The following is a 19,021-nucleotide window of genomic DNA, read 5'->3' on the forward strand; positions in this document are numbered from 1 at the left end:
AAGCCCGAGCGTATCGGTACTGGATAGGATTGCGGAGAAAGTAGATGAGCGCGCTCTATATGATTGTCGGCACCCTGATCGCCTTGGGTGTGCTGGTCACCTTCCATGAATTCGGTCACTTCTGGGTGGCGCGTCGTTGCGGCGTCAAGGTTCTGCGTTTCTCCGTGGGCTTCGGCATGCCGTTGCTGCGTTGGTATGACCGGCAAGGTACCGAATTCGTGATTGCCGCCATTCCGCTGGGTGGCTACGTGAAGATGCTTGACGAGCGCGAAGGCGAAGTACCCGTCGACCAGCTCGACCAGTCGTTCAATCGCAAGTCGGTACGCCAGCGTATCGCCATCGTTGCTGCCGGTCCTGTCGCCAACTTCCTGCTGGCACTGGTGTTCTTCTGGGGGCTGGCGATGCTCGGTACCGAGCAGGTGCGTCCGGTCATCGGCAGTGTCGAGTCTGGAAGCATTGCCGCCAAGGCTGGCCTGAGCCCTGGCCAGGAAATTGTTGCCATCGATGGCGAGCCCACCGTGGGCTGGTCGGCGGTCAACCTGCAACTGATCCGACGTCTGGGCGAAAGCGGTACCTTGCAGTTGCTGGTGCGTGAGCAGGGTTCGACCGCCGATTCGCCGCGCGAGCTGGTGCTCGACAACTGGCTCAAGGGTACCGATGAACCTGATCCTATTCGTTCCCTGGGGATTCGCCCCTGGCGTCCGGCGCTCGCCCCCGTTCTGGCTGAGCTCGATCCGAAAGGCCCGGCCCAGGCGGCTGGCCTGAAAGCCGGTGACCGCTTGCTGGCGCTGGATGGTCAGGCGCTGACCGATTGGCAGCAGGTCGTCGACTGGGTGCGTGTACGTCCTGATACCAAAATTGTGCTGCACGTCGAGCGTGATGGTGCTCAAATCGACGTCCCGGTGACCCTGGCCGCACGCGGTAAAGAGAAGGTCGCCAGTGGTTATCTGGGGGCTGGGGTGAAGGCGGTCGATTGGCCGCCGGAAATGCTTCGCGAGGTCAGTTATGGTCCGCTGGCTGCCATTGGGGAAGGTGCCCGGCGTACTTGGACCATGAGCGTGCTGACCCTCGACTCACTGAAGAAAATGTTGTTCGGCGAGCTCTCGGTAAAAAACTTGAGTGGACCGATAACCATTGCTAAAGTGGCGGGCGCTTCTGCCCAGTCGGGCGTTGCTGATTTCTTGAATTTCCTTGCTTATCTGAGTATTAGCCTAGGGGTTCTGAACTTGCTGCCCATTCCTGTACTGGATGGGGGGCATCTGTTGTTTTATCTGATCGAGTGGGCGCGTGGTCGTCCCTTGTCGGATCGGGTGCAAGGTTGGGGGATACAGATCGGTATCAGCTTGGTGGTCGGGGTGATGTTGCTTGCCCTGGTCAACGATCTGGGTCGTCTGTAACGCTTCGCTGAATTGCGAATCTGCCGCATTTTGCGGCAGTTTCTTTATTGCCAGTTGGAATAAGAAAGGACTTCATGAAACGTCTGCTGCTAACTGCGGTTCTCTCCGTATTGATGATCGCCGAAGTTCACGCCGAGTCCTTCACTATCTCCGATATCCGCGTCAATGGCCTCCAGCGGGTCTCCGCGGGTAGCGTCTTTGGGGCCTTGCCGCTGAACGTCGGTGAGCAGGCGGACGATCGTCGCCTCGTGGAATCCACTCGTGCGCTGTTCAAAACCGGCTTCTTTCAAGATATCCAGCTGGGCCGCGATGGCAATGTCCTGGTCATCACGGTAGTCGAGCGTCCATCCGTCGCCAGTATCGAAATCGAAGGCAACAAGGCGATTTCCACTGAAGACCTGATGAAAGGCCTCAAGCAATCCGGTCTCGCGGAAGGCGAAATCTTCCAGCGTGCGACCCTTGAAGGTGTTCGTAACGAACTGCAGCGCCAATATGTCGCTCAGGGCCGCTACTCGGCCACCGTCGATACCGAAGTGGTCCCGCAGCCGCGCAACCGTGTGGCGTTGAAGGTCAATATCAACGAAGGCACCGTAGCGGCCATCCAGCACATCAACGTCGTGGGCAACACTGTATTCCCGGACGAAGACCTGGTTGATCTGTTCGAGCTGAAAACCACCAACTGGCTGTCGTTCTTCAAGAACGATGACAAGTATGCCCGTGAGAAGCTGTCCGGTGACCTGGAACGCCTGCGTTCCTACTACCTGGACCGTGGCTATATCAACATGGATATCGCTTCGACCCAGGTTTCGATCACTCCGGACAAGAAACACGTCTACATCACTGTGAACGTCAACGAAGGCGAGAAGTACAGCGTTCGTGACGTGAAGCTCAGCGGTGACCTGAAAGTGCCTGAAGACCAGGTCAAGTCGCTGCTGCTGGTCGAGAAGGGCCAGGTGTTCTCGCGCAAACTGATGACCACCACTTCCGAGCTGATCACCCGCCGCCTGGGCAACGAGGGTTATACCTTCGCCAACGTCAACGGTGTTCCGCAGCCGCACGACGAAGATCACACGGTCGATATCACTTTCGTGGTCGATCCCGGCAAGCGTGCCTACGTGAACCGCATCAACTTCCGCGGCAACACCAAGTCCGAAGACGAAGTGCTGCGCCGTGAAATGCGTCAGATGGAAGGTGGCTGGGCTTCGACCTACCTGATCGACCAGTCCAAGACCCGTCTGGAGCGCCTGGGCTTCTTCAAGGAAGTCAACGTCGAAACCCCGGCCGTGCCAGGTGTCGACGATCAGGTAGACGTCAACTACGCAGTAGAAGAACAGGCTTCCGGTTCGATTACCGCCAGCGTCGGTTTCGCCCAGAGTGCGGGCCTGATCCTCGGTGGTTCGATCACCCAGAACAACTTCCTGGGTACCGGTAACAAGGTCAGCATCGGCCTGACCCGCAGCGAATACCAAAGCCGTTACAACTTCGGTTATGTCGATCCCTACTGGACTGCCGATGGCGTGAGCCTGGGTTACAACGCGTTCTATCGCACCACCGACTACGACGACCTCGATGTCGACGTGGCGAGCTATGCGGTAGACAGCCTGGGTGCCGGCGTCAGCGTTGGTTACCCGATCAGCGAGACTTCGCGTCTGACCTTCGGCCTGACCGCGCAGCAGGACAAGATCAAGACCGGTCGTTATACCGTCGACGAAATCTTCGACTTCGTGAACCGCGAAGGCGACAACTATCTGAACTTCAAGGCTTCGGCCGGCTGGTCCGAGTCGACCCTGAACAAAGGTGTCCTGGCGACCCGTGGTCATTCCCAGAGCCTGGTGCTGGAAGCCACTACTCCGGGCAGCGACCTGTCGTTCTTCAAGCTCGACTACCGCGGCCAGTTGTTCCAGCCGCTGACCGACACCTACACCATGCGCCTGCACACCGAGCTGGGTTATGGCGACGGTTATGGTTCGACCGACGGCTTGCCGTTCTATGAAAACTACTATGCTGGTGGTTTCAACTCGGTCCGTGGTTTCAAGGACAGCACCCTGGGTCCTCGCAGTACTCCGAGCCGTGGTGCAGGTGCGACGGGCAACGCCGGCACGACTCGTGATCCGGATCAGGATCCGCTGCCATTCGGTGGCAACGTGCTGATCCAGGGCGGTGTCGAGGTGCTGTTCCCGATGCCGTTCGTCAAGGACCAACGCTCTCTTCGTACCTCCGTATTCTGGGACGTGGGTAATGTGTTCGACTCCAAATGCGAGCAGGTCAGAAACCCTAGTGGTTTGCGTTCCGATACGCAGTGTAATGACGTCAGTCTGAGCAATCTGGCCAGTTCCGTGGGTGTCGGCGTGACGTGGGTAACCGCTCTGGGGCCGCTGAGTTTTGCTCTTGCAATGCCGGTCAAGAAACCTGACAACGCTGAAACCCAGGTGTTCCAATTCTCCCTCGGCCAGACTTTCTAAGAGCCTGACCCAAGATAACGACAATGGATTTTGTAGGAGTGCATCGTGCGTAAGTTGACTCAATTGGTTCTCCTGGCGACTGTCCTGGTAGCAGGTCCGGCCTTCGCCGACATGAAAATCGCCGTACTGAACTATCAGATGGCCCTGCTGGAATCCGATGCTGCGAAGAAATACGCAGTGGATGCCGAGAAGAAGTTCGGCCCGCAGTTGAACAAGCTGAAAACCCTGGAAAGCAGCGCCAAGGGCATCCAGGATCGTCTGGTTGCCGGTGGCGACAAGATGCAGCAGGGCGAGCGTGAGCGCCTGGAGCTCGAATTCAAGCAGAAAGCCCGTGACTTCCAGTTCCAGTCCAAGGAACTGAACGAAGCCAAGGCCGTTGCCGATCGTGAAATGCTCAAGCAACTGAAGCCGAAACTCGACAGCGCCGTGGAAGAAGTCATCAAGAAAGGTGGTTTTGACCTGGTGTTCGAGCGTGGTGCAGTGATTGATGTCAAACCTCAGTACGACATCACTCGCCAGGTTATCGAGCGCATGAATCAGCTGAAGTAACCCATGACAGCGACTATAAAGCTCGGCCAGCTGGCCGAGTTCCTCGGAGCCACCCTGCGTGGCTCCGCAGAGAAAGAAATCACTGGGCTAGCCACCTTGCAGGAGGCTGGCCCAGCTCAGTTGAGCTTTTTGGCAAATCCCCAATACCGTAAGTATCTGGCTGACAGCCAGGCGGGTGCCGTGCTGCTGAAGGCGGCGGATGCCGAAGGTTATGCCGGTGATGCCCTGGTAGTGGCCGACCCCTACCTGTCGTACGCACGCATTTCCCACCTGTTCGATCCCAAGCCCAAGACTGCTGCCGGTATTCATCCGACTGCGGTCATTGCCGAGGATGCTGTGGTCGACGCGGCTGCCAGTATTGGCGCGTTTGCGGTCATCGAGAGCGGTGCGCAAATCGCCGCGGGTGTCACGATCGGTGCTCATTGTTTTATCGGTGCCCGTTGCCAGATTGGCGAGGGCGGCTGGCTGGCTCCACGCGTGACGCTTTACCACGATGTGCGTATCGGCAAGCGTGTGGTCATTCAGTCTGGTGCGGTACTGGGCGGTGAAGGTTTCGGTTTCGCCAACGAGAAAGGCATCTGGCAGAAGATTGCGCAGGTTGGTGGCGTCACCATTGGCGATGATGTCGAGATTGGCGTGAATACCGCTATCGATCGCGGTGCGCTGGCCGATACCGTCATTGGCAATGGCGTGAAGCTGGATAACCAGATTCAGATCGCCCACAACGTCCAGGTCGGTGATCACACCGCCATGGCGGCCTGTGTCGGTATTTCCGGCAGCACCCGGATCGGCAAGCATTGCATGCTCGCCGGCGGTGTCGGGCTGGTCGGCCATATCGATATTTGCGACAACGTTTTCCTGACCGGGATGACCATGGTGACCCACTCGATTACCGAGCCGGGCTCCTACTCTTCCGGTACAGCCATGCAGCCTGCTGCCGAGTGGCGCAAAAGCGCGGCACGCATCCGTCAGCTCGATGATCTTGCGCGACGCCTGCGACAACTGGAAAAGCGCGTAGGGGACGTGACCCCCGACGGTAAAGCTTCATCAGATGGCTGATACCATTTCCATATCAAGTGTGCACAGCCGTTAGACTGCCTCCTTGATTTGCTAGAGGAGTGTGCGTTAGTCGCGCGCTCCCAATCTTTACTACAGGCTTCCCCCCGAAATGATGGACATCAACGAGATTCGCGAATACCTGCCTCACCGTTACCCGTTCCTGTTGGTGGACCGGGTAGTGGATCTGGATGTTGAGGGCAAGTGCATTCGTGCCTACAAGAATGTCAGCATCAACGAACCTTTCTTCAATGGTCACTTCCCCGCGCATCCAATCATGCCGGGCGTGCTGATCATCGAAGCCATGGCTCAGGCTGCGGGCATTCTTGGTTTCAAGATGCTGGACGTGAAGCCGGCCGATGGCACCCTCTACTACTTCGTCGGTTCCGACAAGCTGCGCTTCCGCCAGCCGGTACTGCCGGGCGACCAGTTGATCCTGGAAGCCAAGTTCATCAGCTGCAAGCGCCAGATCTGGAAATTCGAATGCCAGGCTTCGGTCGACGGCAAGCCAGTCTGCTCCGCTGAAATCATCTGTGCGGAACGCAAACTATGAGTTTGATTGACCCTCGCGCAATCATCGATCCGACGGCCATTCTGGCCGACGACGTTGAGGTTGGCCCGTGGTCGATCGTTGGCGCCGGTGTGGAAATCGGCGAGGGTACGGTGATCGGGCCGCATGTGGTGCTCAAAGGCCCGACCCGGATCGGTAAGCACAATCGTATCTACCAGTTCTCCTCGGTAGGCGAAGACACTCCCGATCTGAAATACAAAGGCGAGGAAACCCGCCTGGTGATTGGTGACCACAACGTCATTCGTGAAGGCGTGACCATTCATCGCGGCACTGTCCAGGACCGTTCCGAGACCACTCTCGGTGATCACAACCTGGTCATGGCGTATGCCCATATCGGTCACGACAGCGTGATCGGCAACCACTGCATCCTGGTCAACAACACGGCGTTGGCCGGCCATGTGCATGTGGACGATTGGGCGATCCTGTCCGGCTTCACCCTGGTTCACCAGTACTGCCATATCGGCGCCCACAGCTTTTCCGGCATGGGGACGGCGATCGGCAAGGATGTTCCGGCCTTTGTCACAGTGTTCGGCAACCCGGCCGAGGCGCGCAGCATGAACTTCGAGGGGATGCGCCGTCGTGGTTTCAGCGAGGACGCGATTCACGCCCTGCGTCGAGCCTATAAAGTGGTGTATCGCCAGGGCTTGACCGTCGATCAGGCGCTCGTCGAGCTGGCAGAAGCTGCTGCACAATTTCCCGAAGTCGCGGTATTTCGTGACTCGATCCAGTCTTCGACTCGCGGCATCACCCGTTAATCATGAGCAAACTGCGTATTGCGCTGGTGGCTGGCGAAGCTTCCGGCGACATTCTTGGCGCCGGTTTGATGCGCGCGCTCAAGGTCCAGCATCCCGCCGTTGAGTTCATCGGTGTCGGTGGCCCGCTGATGCAGGCCGAAGGGCTGGTTTCCTACTTCCCGATGGAGCGCCTGGCGGTCATGGGCCTGGTAGAGGTCCTGGGACGCCTGCGCGAACTGCTGGCCCGGCGCAAGAAGCTGGTGCAGACCCTGATCGCCGAAAAGCCGGACGTGTTCATCGGCATCGACGCCCCCGATTTCAACCTGAACATCGAACTCCAGTTGCGTCAGGCCGGCATCAAGACCGTGCACTACGTCAGTCCTTCGGTCTGGGCCTGGCGGCAAAAGCGCGTGCTGAAGATCCGCGAAGGTTGCGACCTGATGCTGACGCTGTTCCCGTTCGAAGCCAAATTCTATGAAGAGAAGGGCGTGCCGGTGCGGTTCGTCGGGCACTCCCTGGCCGATGCTATTCCGCTGGAGGCCGATCGGGCCGCGGCTCGCACTGAGCTGGGCTTGCCCGAGGGGCCGCTGGTGGCCCTGATGCCGGGCAGCCGTGGCGGCGAAGTCGGGCGCCTCGGGGCCTTGTTCCTCGACGCAGCACAACGCCTGCGCGCCTTGCGTCCAGGGGTGCGTTTCGTCATGCCTTGCGCGAGCCCCGAGCGGCGTACTCAGCTGGAAGAGCTGCTGGCCGGTCGCGACCTGCCGTTGACCCTGCTCAACGGCCAGTCGCATCAGGCGCTGGCGGCTTGCGATGCGGTATTGATCGCCTCCGGCACCGCAACCCTTGAGGCGCTGCTCTACAAGCGCCCGATGGTCGTCGCCTATCGCCTGGCGCCGCTGACCTTCTGGATTCTCAAGCGTATGGTCAAGAGCCCTTATATTTCCCTGCCGAACCTGCTGGCCCAGCGCCTGCTGGTTCCCGAACTGCTGCAGGATGACGCGACTGCGGAGGCCCTGGCCCAGACCCTGTCGCCCTTGATCGAAGACGGCCAGGAGCAGACCCGCGGTTTTGACGAGATCCATCGCACTTTGCGCCGGGATGCCTCCAACCAGGCGGCTGAAGCGGTGTTGAACCTGATTGGCAAACCGGCATGAGTAACGAAAAGATGCAGATGGGACTGGATTTCTCTCTGGTGGCCGATGCCGAAGACCTGGTGGCCGGTGTCGACGAAGTCGGGCGCGGCCCGTTGTGCGGCGCAGTGGTCACGGCTGCGGTCATTCTCGATCCGAGCCGGCCGATTCTCGGCCTGAACGACTCGAAGAAGCTCACCGAGGCCCGTCGCGAAAAGCTCTACGACGAGATTTGTGAGAAAGCCCTGAGCTGGTGCATTGCCCGCGCCGAAGTCGAGGAAATCGACGAGTTGAATATCCTGCATGCCACCATGCTGGCCATGCAGCGGGCGGTAGAAGGGCTGAGCGTGACCCCGAAACTGGCAATGATCGACGGTAATCGTTGCCCGAAACTGTCGATGCCTGCCGAAGCCGTGGTCCAGGGTGATAGCAAGGTGCCGGCGATCGCAGCGGCGTCGATTCTGGCCAAGGTCAGCCGGGATCGCGAGATGGCGGCGTTCGAGCTGATCTACCCGGGTTATGGCATCGGCGGTCACAAGGGCTACCCGACGCCCGTTCATCTGGAAGCGCTGGCCCGCCTGGGGCCGACGCCGATTCACCGGCGCTCGTTCGCGCCGGTGCGCCAAGCCTACGAAGCCCGTGAGAACCTGGGCGAGATTCAGTCCTGAGGCTGATGTTTTAGCGAAGGCCCGGTACAATCCGGGCCTTGTTGTTTTTGTGCTCATTACAGGATCACTATGCCGGCTTCATTCGTTCATCTACGCCTGCACACTGAATATTCCCTGGTTGACGGTCTGGTGCGGATCAAACCGCTGGTCAAGACGTTGACCGGCATGGGCATGCCCGCGGTGGCGGTTACCGACCAGAACAACATGTGTTCCCTGGTCAAGTTCTACAAGGCGGCCATGGGCACCGGGATCAAGCCGATCTGTGGCGCCGACCTGTGGCTGTCGAACAAGGATCCCGAGAATCCACTGAGCCGCATCAGCCTGCTGGTGATGAACGCCGTTGGCTATCGCAACCTGACCGAGCTGATTTCCCGCGGCTTTATCGATGGCCAGCGTAATGGCCAGATCATCATCGAGCGCGAGTGGGTGGCCGAGGCCGCCGAAGGCCTGATCATGCTCTCGGCCGCGAAAGAGGGCGAGATCGGTCTTGCCCTGCTCTCTGGCGACCTGCAAGAAGCGGAAACCCTGGCCCGCGAGTGGATGGCGGTATTCCCGGACCGTTTCTATCTGGAAGTGCAGCGTACCAACCGTCCCAACGACGAAGAGCAGTTGCACGCAGCCGTGGCCCTGGCGGACAAGATCGGCGCGCCGCTGGTGGCGACCAACGATGTGCGGTTCATCAAGCGCGAAGACTTCGAGGCCCATGAAACCCGGGTCTGCATCGGTGAAGGCCGCGCCCTCGACGACCCGCGTCGCTCGAAGAACTACAGCGACCAGCAGTACCTGAAAAGCGCCGAGGAAATGGCCGAGCTGTTCAGCGACCTGCCCGAGGCCCTGGAAAACACGGTCGAGATCGCCAAGCGCTGCAATATCGAAGTGAAGCTGGGCAAGCACTTCTTGCCTGACTATCCGATTCCCGATGGCATGACCATCGATGAATATTTCCGCAAGGTTTCCTTCGACGGGCTGGAAGAGCGCCTCAGCGTGCTGCTGCCCAAGGACACCACCGAAGACTATGAAGCCAAGCGCCAGGTGTATGTCGACCGGCTGAATTTCGAGCTGGATATCATCATCCAGATGGGGTTCCCCGGTTACTTCCTGATCGTTATGGATTTTATCCAGTGGGCCAAGAGCAACGGTGTGCCGGTAGGTCCTGGCCGGGGCTCGGGTGCCGGTTCCCTGGTGGCCTACGTGCAGAAGATTACCGACCTCGACCCGCTGGCCTACGACTTGCTGTTCGAACGTTTCCTCAACCCGGAACGGGTTTCCATGCCCGACTTCGACGTCGACTTCTGCATGGACGGTCGTGACCGGGTTATCGACTACGTGGCCGAGAAATATGGCCGCAACGCCGTAAGCCAGATCATCACCTTCGGTTCCATGGCCGCCAAGGCTGTGGTGCGGGACGTGGCGCGGGTGCAGGGCAAGTCCTACGGCCTGGCTGACCGTCTGTCGAAGATGATCCCCTTCGAAGTCGGCATGACCCTGGAAAAAGCCTACGAGCAGGAAGAAATCCTGCGCGACTTCATCAAGGTCGATGAAGAAGCGGCGGAAATCTGGGAGATGGCGCGCAAGCTCGAGGGCGTGGTGCGTAACGTCGGCAAGCACGCCGGTGGCGTAGTTATCGCCCCGACCAAGCTGACCGACTTCTCGCCGATCTATTGCGACGAAGCCGGCGACGGCCTGGTAACCCAGTTCGACAAGGACGACGTCGAGGCTGCCGGCCTGGTGAAGTTCGACTTCCTCGGCCTGCGGACCCTGACCATCATCAAGTGGGCGATGGAGACCATCAACCGCGAGCAGGTGAAAAAGAACCTGCCCGACGTCAACATCGACTTCATCCCGCTGGACGACAAGAAGACGTACGAGCTGCTGCAGAAGGCCGAGACCACCGCGGTGTTCCAGCTCGAATCCCGAGGCATGAAAGAGCTGATCAAGAAGCTCAAGCCCGACTGCCTGGAAGACTTGATCGCACTGGTAGCGTTGTTCCGTCCCGGTCCGTTGCAATCGGGCATGGTGGACGACTTCATCAACCGTAAGCACGGTCGCGCCGAACTGGCCTATCCGCATCCGGACTACCAGTACGATGGCTTGCGGCCGGTACTGGCGCCGACCTACGGCATCATCCTGTATCAGGAACAGGTGATGCAGATTGCCCAGGTGATGGCTGGCTACACCCTTGGCGGGGCCGACATGCTGCGTCGTGCCATGGGTAAGAAGAAACCCGAGGAGATGGCCAAGCAGCGCGGCGGCTTCATCGAAGGTTGCGCCAACAACGGTATCGATGCCGACCTGGCGGGCAACATCTTCGACCTGGTGGAAAAATTCGCCGGCTACGGTTTCAACAAGTCCCACTCGGCCGCCTACGGGCTGGTGTCCTACCAGACTGCATGGCTCAAGACGCATCACCCGGCGCCTTTCATGGCGGCGGTACTGTCCGCGGATATGCACAACACCGACAAGGTGGTGGTGCTGATCGAAGAAGTACGCAGCATGAAGCTGCGCCTCGATGCGCCGGATGTGAACAGTTCCGACTTCAAGTTCACCGTCAACAACGACGGCCGTATTGTCTATGGCCTGGGAGCGATCAAGGGTGTGGGCGAGGGGCCGGTGGAGGCGATCGTCGAGGCCCGTGCCGAAGGTGGCCCGTTCAAGGACCTGTTTGACTTCTGCAGCCGGGTCGACCTCAAACGCATCAACAAGCGTACCCTCGATGCGCTGATCCGCAGTGGTGCCCTGGATCGCCTGGGCCCCTACTTCCACGACGAACTCAAGGCCTACCAGGCCAACATCGACCGCAACCGCGCGGTGCTGTTGTCGGCCCTGGAGGAAGCGGTCAAGGCGGCCGAGCAGACCGCGCGAACCGCCGACAGTGGCCACGCCGACCTGTTCGGCGGGGTCTTCGTCGAAGAAGATGCGGATGTCTACGCCAATCATCGCAAGGCCAAGGAACTGACCCTCAAGGAGCGCCTGAAAGGGGAGAAAGATACCCTCGGCCTGTACCTGACCGGGCACCCGATCGACGAATACGAAGGTGAGATCCGGCGTTTCGCCCGCCAGCGCATCGTCGACCTGAAGCCGGCGCGCGATACCCAGACCGTCGCGGGCATGATCATTGCCCTGCGGGTCATGAAGAACAAAAAGGGCGACAAGATGGGGTTCATCACCCTTGACGATCGTTCGGGGCGGATCGAGGCCTCGCTGTTCGCCGATGCCTTCCATTCGGCGCAGTCCCTGCTGCAGACCGACGCGATGGTGGTGGTCGAGGGCGAGGTCAGCAACGACGACTTCTCCGGCGGCCTGCGCCTGCGGGTCAAGCGGGTGATGAGTATGGAAGATGCCCGCACCAACCTGGCGGAAAGCCTGCGCCTGAAGGTGCATACCGAAGCCCTCAAGGGCGATCAGCTACGCTGGCTGGGGGAGCTGTGCAAACGCCATCGCGGTGCTTGCCCGATCTCCATGGAGTACACCAAGGAGGACGCCAAGGCCTTGCTGCAGTTCGGCGAAGCCTGGCGGATCGATCCGGCGGATGCCTTGATTCAAGCCCTGCGTGACCAGTTCGGGCGAGATAACGTCTTCCTCCAATACCGTTGACGGTCAGGCGCCATGAAAGTGCGCCGATCTCGACCCGAACTTTTAATCTCGACCTGAACGCGCCTCTCCCTTAAGGTAGGGCGCGAATAGACAACCGGCCGGCCCAAGCTCTCTTGGACGTCGACCCAAGACGGACGCCTATGAACCCGAATTTTCTTGATTTCGAACAGCCGATCGCCGACCTGCAAGCCAAGATCGAAGAGTTGCGCTTGGTCGGTAATGACAATTCGCTGAATATCGGCGATGAGATCTCCCGCCTGCAAGACAAGAGCAGCACCTTGACCGAGGACATCTTCGGCAAGCTGACCAGCTGGCAGATCGCACGCCTGGCGCGTCACCCGCGTCGTCCGTACACCCTGGACTACATCGAGCACATCTTCACCGAGTTCGACGAGCTGCATGGCGACCGTCACTTCTCCGACGACGCCGCGATCGTCGGCGGTGTTGCCCGTCTGGACGACCAGCCGGTCATGATCATCGGCCACCAGAAAGGCCGTGAAGTGCGCGAGAAAGTCCGTCGCAACTTCGGCATGCCGCGTCCTGAAGGCTATCGCAAGGCGTGCCGCCTGATGGAAATGGCCGAACGCTTCAAGATGCCGATCCTGACCTTCATCGACACTCCGGGCGCCTATCCGGGTATCGACGCCGAAGAGCGCAACCAGAGCGAGGCTATCGCCTGGAACCTACGGGTCATGGCACGCCTGAAAACCCCGATCATCGCCACCGTGATTGGTGAAGGTGGTTCCGGCGGTGCGCTGGCCATTGGTGTCTGCGATCAACTGAACATGCTGCAGTACTCCACTTACGCGGTGATCTCGCCGGAAGGCTGCGCCTCGATCCTGTGGAAAACCGCCGAGAAAGCGCCGGATGCTGCCGAAGCCATGGGCATCACCGCCGAGCGCCTGAAAGGCCTGGGCATTGTCGATAAGGTCATCAGCGAGCCGCTGGGTGGCGCGCACCGTGATCCGGCTGCCGCTGCTGCTCTGATCCGCGCCGAGCTGACCTCCCAGCTGGTGATGCTCAAGAAGATGGATAACGATACCCTGCTGGCGCGTCGTTACGATCGCCTGATGAGCTACGGTCTCTGACAGATCGACGCTCCTTGTAGGGGCGGGCTTGCTCGCGAAATGGGCGCCTCGGCCATTCAGGTCGAGGCTTTTCAGGCACGGCGAGCAAGCTCGGTCTCTACTCAGGATCCGGTCCACTCATGAGCCCATTCGATACCGTCCTTACGCAAAAACTGCTGCAACGCCTCCTGCCCTGGCTGGATCGATCAGCCTGGCGCATCGCGTTCTCCGGTGGCCTCGATTCCACCGTCCTGCTGCACCTGCTTGCCCAACTCAGGCAGCGACACACACTTCCCCCTTTGACCGCCATCCATGTGCATCACGGCCTTCAGGCTGTGGCTGACGCCTGGCCGGAGCATTGTCGAACCCAGTGCGAGGCCTTGGGGGTGCCGTTGCAAATAGTGGCGGTGCAGGTGCAACCGGGGGCCAGCCTGGAGCGTGCAGCGCGGGAGGCGCGTTATGCTGCGTTCGAAGAAGTAACCGGCAGCAATGAGGTGCTGCTGACGGCCCAGCACCGCGACGATCAGGCGGAAACCCTGTTGTTCCGACTGCTGCGTGGGGCTGGGGTCAGGGGCTTGTCCGCCATGCCGGCGTCGCGTGCCTTGGGGCAGGGGCATTTGCTGCGGCCTTTACTCGACGTCTCCCGCGACGAACTGGAGCGTTACGCTCATGATCACCAGCTGCATTGGATCGAAGATCCCTCCAACCAGGACCGGCAGTTCTCCCGTAATTACCTGCGCCATCAGGTGTTCCCATTGCTGACTGCCCGCTGGCCACAAGCTGCCAGCAGCCTGGCGCGCAGCGCAGCGCATGTGCGCGAGGCCCGGGAGTTGCTGGATGAGTTGGCGCTCATCGATCTGCAAGAGGCGGCTGTGGGCGCTGAATTCGAGTGGCTGGGGTTGCCGTCCCTGGCGCTGGTGCCTTTGGTCGGCTTGTCGGAGGCGCGTCAGCGCAATGCCCTGGGTCACTGGCTGAGCCGGCTCACGCCGCTGCCTGACAGCGACCACTGGGCGGGCTGGCAGACGCTGCGCGATGCCGCGGGCGACAGCCGTCCGGTATGGCGGCTGGGGCAGGGCGAGTTGCAGCGGTCGGCAGGGCGCGTCTGGTGGTTGTCGGGTAGCTGGCTGCAATCCCCGCTATCGGTGCCGAGTTGGGTCGATACCGCTGCGCCTTTGCCGTTACCAGGCAATGGGCGATTGCAATTCATCGGTGGCGCGCCGCAAGGGCCCTTGCAGGTGCGTTACCGTCAGGGGGGCGAGGTGATGCAACTGCCTGGGCGCGGCCACCGCGATCTCAAGCGTCTGCTCAATGAGGCGGGTCTGCCGGCCTTCGTCCGTGGCAGATTGCCGCTGCTGTATCGAGGTGAAGAATTGCTCGCGGTGGCGAACCTGCCAGGTCTTGACGCAAATACCCATGAAGGCTGGCAATTGCATTGGCAGCCGCCTTCGAGCGATCAAGGTTTGAGCTGAAAGTCCCTTTCCGGTAGACTACGCTCCCTTCTTGATACAACTTCTGTGGATTCGCCTGAATTGCAGGAGTTGCCGATTACCAAGCAGTCTTTGCTGGGCGATTCCAAAAAATGTGTAGCGAGCAACGTACCGGTGTTTTCTCTTCCGGTCTGTCCCAACGCGGCGGTTTTTTTGAAAGGTGCACTGTGATTAATGCAGGTGATCGGGGGCTTCGGCCTTCCTTCGCTTTCCCCGGCGGCTCGGACCGCTTTAACGCAGACTTCTAGGGTTTTTCATGACGCGCTACATATTCGTCACGGGCGGTGTTGTTTCTTCATTGGGGAAAGGCATTGCCTCGGCTTCATTGGCGGCCATCCTGGAGGCGCGGGGACTTAAGGTCACCATGCTCAAGCTGGACCCGTACATCAACGTCGACCCGGGCACCATGAGCCCGTTCCAGCACGGTGAAGTGTTCGTCACCCACGACGGCGCCGAGACCGACCTGGACCTGGGCCACTACGAGCGGTTCATCCGCACGACCATGACCCAGAACAACAACTTCACCACCGGTCGTGTCTACGAGCACGTGCTGCGCAAAGAGCGCCGTGGTGATTACCTGGGCGCCACCATCCAGGTGATTCCGCACATCACCGACGAGATCAAGCGTCGCATCATCAAGGGCGCCGGCGATGCCGACGTGGCCCTGGTGGAGATCGGCGGCACCGTGGGTGACATCGAGTCGCAACCGTTCCTCGAGGCCATCCGCCAGCTGCGCGTCGAAGTCGGTTCCAAGCGCGCGATGCTGATGCACCTGACCCTGGTTCCGTACATCGCCACCGCTGGCGAGACCAAGACCAAGCCGACCCAGCACTCGGTGAAAGAGCTGCGCTCCATCGGCCTGCAGCCTGACGTGCTGATCTGCCGCTCCGACCACCCGGTGGACGTGTCCTCGCGTCGCAAGATCGCGTTGTTCACCAACGTTGAAGAGCGCGCGGTGATCTCCCTGGAAGACGTCGACACCATCTACAAGATCCCGGCCGTGCTGCACGCCCAGGGTCTGGACGATTTCGTCGTCGAGCGTTTCGGCCTGCAATGCAACGGTGCCGATCTGTCCGAGTGGGAAAAAGTGGTCGACGCCAAGCTCAACCCCGAGCACGAAGTCACCATCGCCATGGTCGGCAAGTACATGGAGCTGCTGGACGCCTACAAGTCGCTGATCGAAGCGATGAGTCACGCCGGTATTACCAACCGTACCAAGGTCAACCTGCGTTACATCGACTCCGAAGACATCGAGAACCAGGGCACCGCGCTGCTCGAAGGCGTCGATGCGATCCTGGTTCCAGGCGGTTTCGGCCTGCGTGGCGTGGAAGGCAAGATCACCGCCGTCCAGTACGCTCGGGAAAACAAGGTGCCTTACCTGGGTATCTGCCTGGGCATGCAAGTGGCCGTGATCGAGTTCGCTCGTAACGTCATGGGCTGGAAGGACGCCAACTCCACCGAGTTCGATCGCGCCAGCGGTCACCCGGTCGTCGGCCTGATCACCGAGTGGGCTGATGCCACCGGTGCCGTCGAAACCCGTACCGAAGCTTCCGACCTGGGCGGCACCATGCGTCTCGGCGCTCAGGAATGCCTGCTCGAAGCCGGCTCCAAGGTGCACGATTGCTACGCCAAGGATGTGATCGTCGAGCGTCACCGTCACCGTTACGAAGTGAACAACAACCTGCTGCCACAGCTGATCGACGCCGGCCTGAAGATTTCCGGTCGTTCCGGCGATGGCGCGCTGGTTGAAGTGGTCGAGGCACAGGACCATCCATGGTTCGTCGCCTGCCAGTTCCACCCTGAGTTCACCTCGACCCCACGTGACGGCCATCCGCTGTTCAGTGGCTTCGTCAAGGCCGCTTTGGCTCAACACCAGAAGAAGGCGTAACCCCGATGGCACAGAAGATCATCCACGTCGGCGACATCGAGATTGCCAACGACAAGCCCATGGTGCTGTTCGGCGGCATGAACGTGCTGGAAAGCCGTGACATGGCCATGCAGGTCTGCGAAGAGTACGTGAAGGTCACCGAAAAGCTCGGTATCCCTTACGTGTTCAAGGCCAGTTTCGACAAGGCCAACCGGTCTTCTGTGACCTCTTATCGTGGTCCTGGCCTGGAAGAGGGCATGCGCATCTTCCAGGACATCAAGCAAGCCTTCGGCGTGCCGATCATCACCGACGTCCACGAGCCGTACCAGGCCGCGGTCGTCGCCGAGGTCTGCGACATCATTCAGCTGCCGGCCTTCCTTTCGCGCCAGACCGACCTGGTGGTCGCGATGGCCAAGACCGGTGCGGTGATCAACATCAAGAAAGCCCAGTTCCTCGCGCCCCAGGAAATGAAACACATCCTGAGCAAGTGCGAAGAAGCGGGTAACGATCAGTTGATCCTCTGCGAGCGTGGTTCGAGCTTCGGTTACAACAACCTGGTGGTGGACATGCTCGGCTTCGGCATCATGAAGCAGTTCGAATACCCGGTGTTCTTCGACGTGACCCACGCGCTGCAAATGCCCGGCGGTCGTGCCGACTCGGCCGGCGGTCGTCGTGCCCAGGTCACCGACCTGGCCAAGGCCGGCATGAGCCAGTCCCTGGCCGGCCTGTTCCTGGAAGCCCACCCGGATCCGGACAACGCCAAATGCGACGGTCCATGCGCCCTGCGCCTGGACAAGCTCGAACCTTTCCTGGCCCAGCTCAAGGCCCTGGACGAACTGGTTAAGAGTTTTCCGACGGTAGAGACCGCGTAAAACCGATTTCTCCGGTAAAGTACCGCACGATTAAATGCTCAGGCCCGCGGGCCTGAGCCTTATCGTCCGCAAGTCTGCCCCCTGTTCCCTGCTTGCCGACGGTAAAGAGATTCCCTTCAGCTGCGTCGTTTTCGTCAACTTTGGAGTGTTTACAACAATGGCAAAAATCGTCGACATCAAAGGTCGTGAAGTTCTCGACTCCCGTGGCAACCCCACCGTCGAAGCGGACGTGCTTCTCGATAACGGCATCATCGGCAGCGCCTGCGCGCCGTCCGGTGCTTCCACCGGCTCGCGTGAAGCGCTGGAGCTGCGTGATGGCGACAAGAGCCGTTACCTGGGCAAGGGCGTACTGAAGGCCGTAGCCAACATCAATGGTCCGATCCGTGACCTGCTGCTGGGTAAAGACCCAAGCGACCAGAAGGCCCTCGATCAGGCGATGATCAAGCTGGACGGTACTGAAAACAAGGCAACCCTGGGCGCCAACGCGATCCTCGCCGTGTCCCTGGCCGCGGCCAAGGCAGCAGCACAGGACCAGGACCTGCCGCTGTACGCGCACATCGCCAACCTGAACGGCACACCGGGCGTCTACTCGATGCCGGTGCCGATGATGAACATCATCAACGGTGGCGAGCACGCCGATAACAACGTCGACATCCAGGAATTCATGGTGCAGCCGGTTGGCGCCAAGTCCTTCTCCGAAGGCCTGCGCATGGGCACCGAGATTTTCCATCACCTCAAAGCCGTGCTGAAGGCCCGTGGCCTGAGCACCGCCGTAGGTGACGAAGGTGGTTTCGCACCGAACCTGGCTTCCAACGAAGACGCCCTGAAAGTGATCTCCGAAGCGGTGGCCAACGCCGGTTACAAGCTGGGCACCGACGTGACCCTGGCTCTGGACTGCGCAGCCAGCGAGTTCTTCGAAGACGGCAAGTACAACCTGTCCGGCGAAGGCCAGGTGTTCACCGCTGAAGGTTTCGCCGACTACCTCAAGGGCCTGACCGAGCGTTACCCGATCATCTCCATCGAAGACGGTCTGGACGAGTCCGACTGGGCTGGCTGGAAGATCCTCACCGACAAGATCGGCGAGAAGACCCAGCTGGTGGGCGACGACCTGTTCGTGACCAACACCAAGATCCTGAAAGAAGGCATCGACAAGAAGATCGCCAACTCGATCCTGATCAAGTTCAACCAGATCGGTACCCTGACCGAAACCCTGGAAGCCATCCAGATGGCCAAGGCTGCCGGTTACACCGCAGTGATTTCGCACCGTTCCGGCGAAACCGAAGATTCGACCATTGCCGACCTGGCCGTGGGCACCTCGGCTGGCCAGATCAAGACCGGTTCGCTGTGCCGTTCCGACCGCGTGTCCAAGTACAACCAATTGCTGCGTATCGAAGAGCAATTGAATGGCAAGGCCAAGTACAACGGCCGCAGCGAGTTTCGCGGTTAAGCGGTAGATGGTACAAAGACACCGGATTGGGTCAGAAAAATCGCATCAGCGAGGTTTTTGCCACTAATCTGATGCCTTAAGAGCACAAGCCTGGTTCTTCCAGGCTTCGTGCTGTCAGTA

General features: G+C 60.1%; 14 protein-coding genes. All 14 read left to right on the forward strand.

Annotated features, from left to right (window positions below):
* Positions 1-44: 44 nt before the first annotated feature.
* The 14 genes from rseP to eno all read left to right on the forward strand — a co-directional run bounded on the left by rseP (position 45) and on the right by eno (position 18,901).
* Positions 45-1,397 (forward strand): sigma E protease regulator RseP, encoded by a 1,353-nt coding sequence (gene rseP, locus DK261_RS01150; RefSeq protein ID WP_016705310.1) that lies wholly within the window; start codon positions 45-47, stop codon positions 1,395-1,397.
* Positions 1,398-1,471: 74 nt separating this feature from the next.
* Positions 1,472-3,859 (forward strand): outer membrane protein assembly factor BamA, encoded by a 2,388-nt coding sequence (gene bamA, locus DK261_RS01155; protein WP_009047217.1) that lies wholly within the window; start codon positions 1,472-1,474, stop codon positions 3,857-3,859.
* A 45-nt stretch (positions 3,860-3,904) separates the two neighbouring features.
* A complete protein-coding gene (locus tag DK261_RS01160) occupies positions 3,905-4,408 on the forward strand; it encodes an OmpH family outer membrane protein (RefSeq protein ID WP_007924063.1) in 504 nt (167 codons plus the stop codon).
* Positions 4,409-4,411: 3 nt separating this feature from the next.
* Positions 4,412-5,467, forward strand: a complete 1,056-nt coding sequence (lpxD, locus tag DK261_RS01165) for a UDP-3-O-(3-hydroxymyristoyl)glucosamine N-acyltransferase (protein WP_110175169.1) — start codon at positions 4,412-4,414, stop codon at positions 5,465-5,467.
* Between the two features lie 109 nt (positions 5,468-5,576).
* Positions 5,577-6,017: a 3-hydroxyacyl-ACP dehydratase FabZ gene (gene fabZ / locus DK261_RS01170; RefSeq protein WP_007924058.1), complete on the forward strand. Its 441-nt coding sequence runs from the start codon at positions 5,577-5,579 to the stop codon at positions 6,015-6,017.
* Positions 6,014-6,790, forward strand: a complete 777-nt coding sequence (gene lpxA, locus DK261_RS01175) for an acyl-ACP--UDP-N-acetylglucosamine O-acyltransferase (protein WP_007924057.1) — start codon at positions 6,014-6,016, stop codon at positions 6,788-6,790. The genes fabZ and lpxA overlap by 4 nt, the downstream gene beginning before the upstream one ends.
* A 2-nt stretch (positions 6,791-6,792) precedes the next feature.
* Positions 6,793-7,923, forward strand: a complete 1,131-nt coding sequence (lpxB, locus tag DK261_RS01180) for a lipid-A-disaccharide synthase (RefSeq protein ID WP_110175170.1) — start codon at positions 6,793-6,795, stop codon at positions 7,921-7,923.
* Between the two features lie 11 nt (positions 7,924-7,934).
* Complete coding sequence (rnhB, locus tag DK261_RS01185) at positions 7,935-8,567, forward strand: ribonuclease HII (RefSeq protein WP_016705311.1); 633 nt, start codon at positions 7,935-7,937, stop codon at positions 8,565-8,567.
* A gap of 69 nt (positions 8,568-8,636) precedes the next feature.
* A complete protein-coding gene (gene dnaE, locus DK261_RS01190) occupies positions 8,637-12,161 on the forward strand; it encodes a DNA polymerase III subunit alpha (protein WP_110175171.1) in 3,525 nt (1,174 codons plus the stop codon).
* 140 nt (positions 12,162-12,301) lie between these two features.
* Positions 12,302-13,249 carry an acetyl-CoA carboxylase carboxyltransferase subunit alpha gene (locus tag DK261_RS01195; protein WP_101281884.1) on the forward strand — a complete coding sequence of 316 codons (948 nt, stop codon included), beginning with the start codon at positions 12,302-12,304 and terminating at the stop codon, positions 13,247-13,249.
* Positions 13,250-13,368: 119 nt separating this feature from the next.
* Positions 13,369-14,697, forward strand: a complete 1,329-nt coding sequence (gene tilS, locus DK261_RS01200) for a tRNA lysidine(34) synthetase TilS (RefSeq protein WP_101281885.1) — start codon at positions 13,369-13,371, stop codon at positions 14,695-14,697.
* Between the two features lie 274 nt (positions 14,698-14,971).
* Positions 14,972-16,603 (forward strand): CTP synthase, encoded by a 1,632-nt coding sequence (locus DK261_RS01205; RefSeq protein WP_007924045.1) that lies wholly within the window; start codon positions 14,972-14,974, stop codon positions 16,601-16,603.
* Positions 16,604-16,608: 5 nt separating this feature from the next.
* Positions 16,609-17,454, forward strand: a complete 846-nt coding sequence (gene kdsA / locus DK261_RS01210) for a 3-deoxy-8-phosphooctulonate synthase (RefSeq protein ID WP_110175172.1) — start codon at positions 16,609-16,611, stop codon at positions 17,452-17,454.
* A gap of 157 nt (positions 17,455-17,611) precedes the next feature.
* Positions 17,612-18,901, forward strand: a complete 1,290-nt coding sequence (gene eno / locus DK261_RS01215) for a phosphopyruvate hydratase (RefSeq protein ID WP_009047225.1) — start codon at positions 17,612-17,614, stop codon at positions 18,899-18,901.
* Positions 18,902-19,021 lie beyond the last annotated feature (120 nt).

Origin of the sequence: Pseudomonas sp. RW409 (genome assembly GCF_003184125.1) — a bacterium.
GTDB classification, from domain to species: domain Bacteria; phylum Pseudomonadota; class Gammaproteobacteria; order Pseudomonadales; family Pseudomonadaceae; genus Aquipseudomonas; species Aquipseudomonas chlororaphis_I.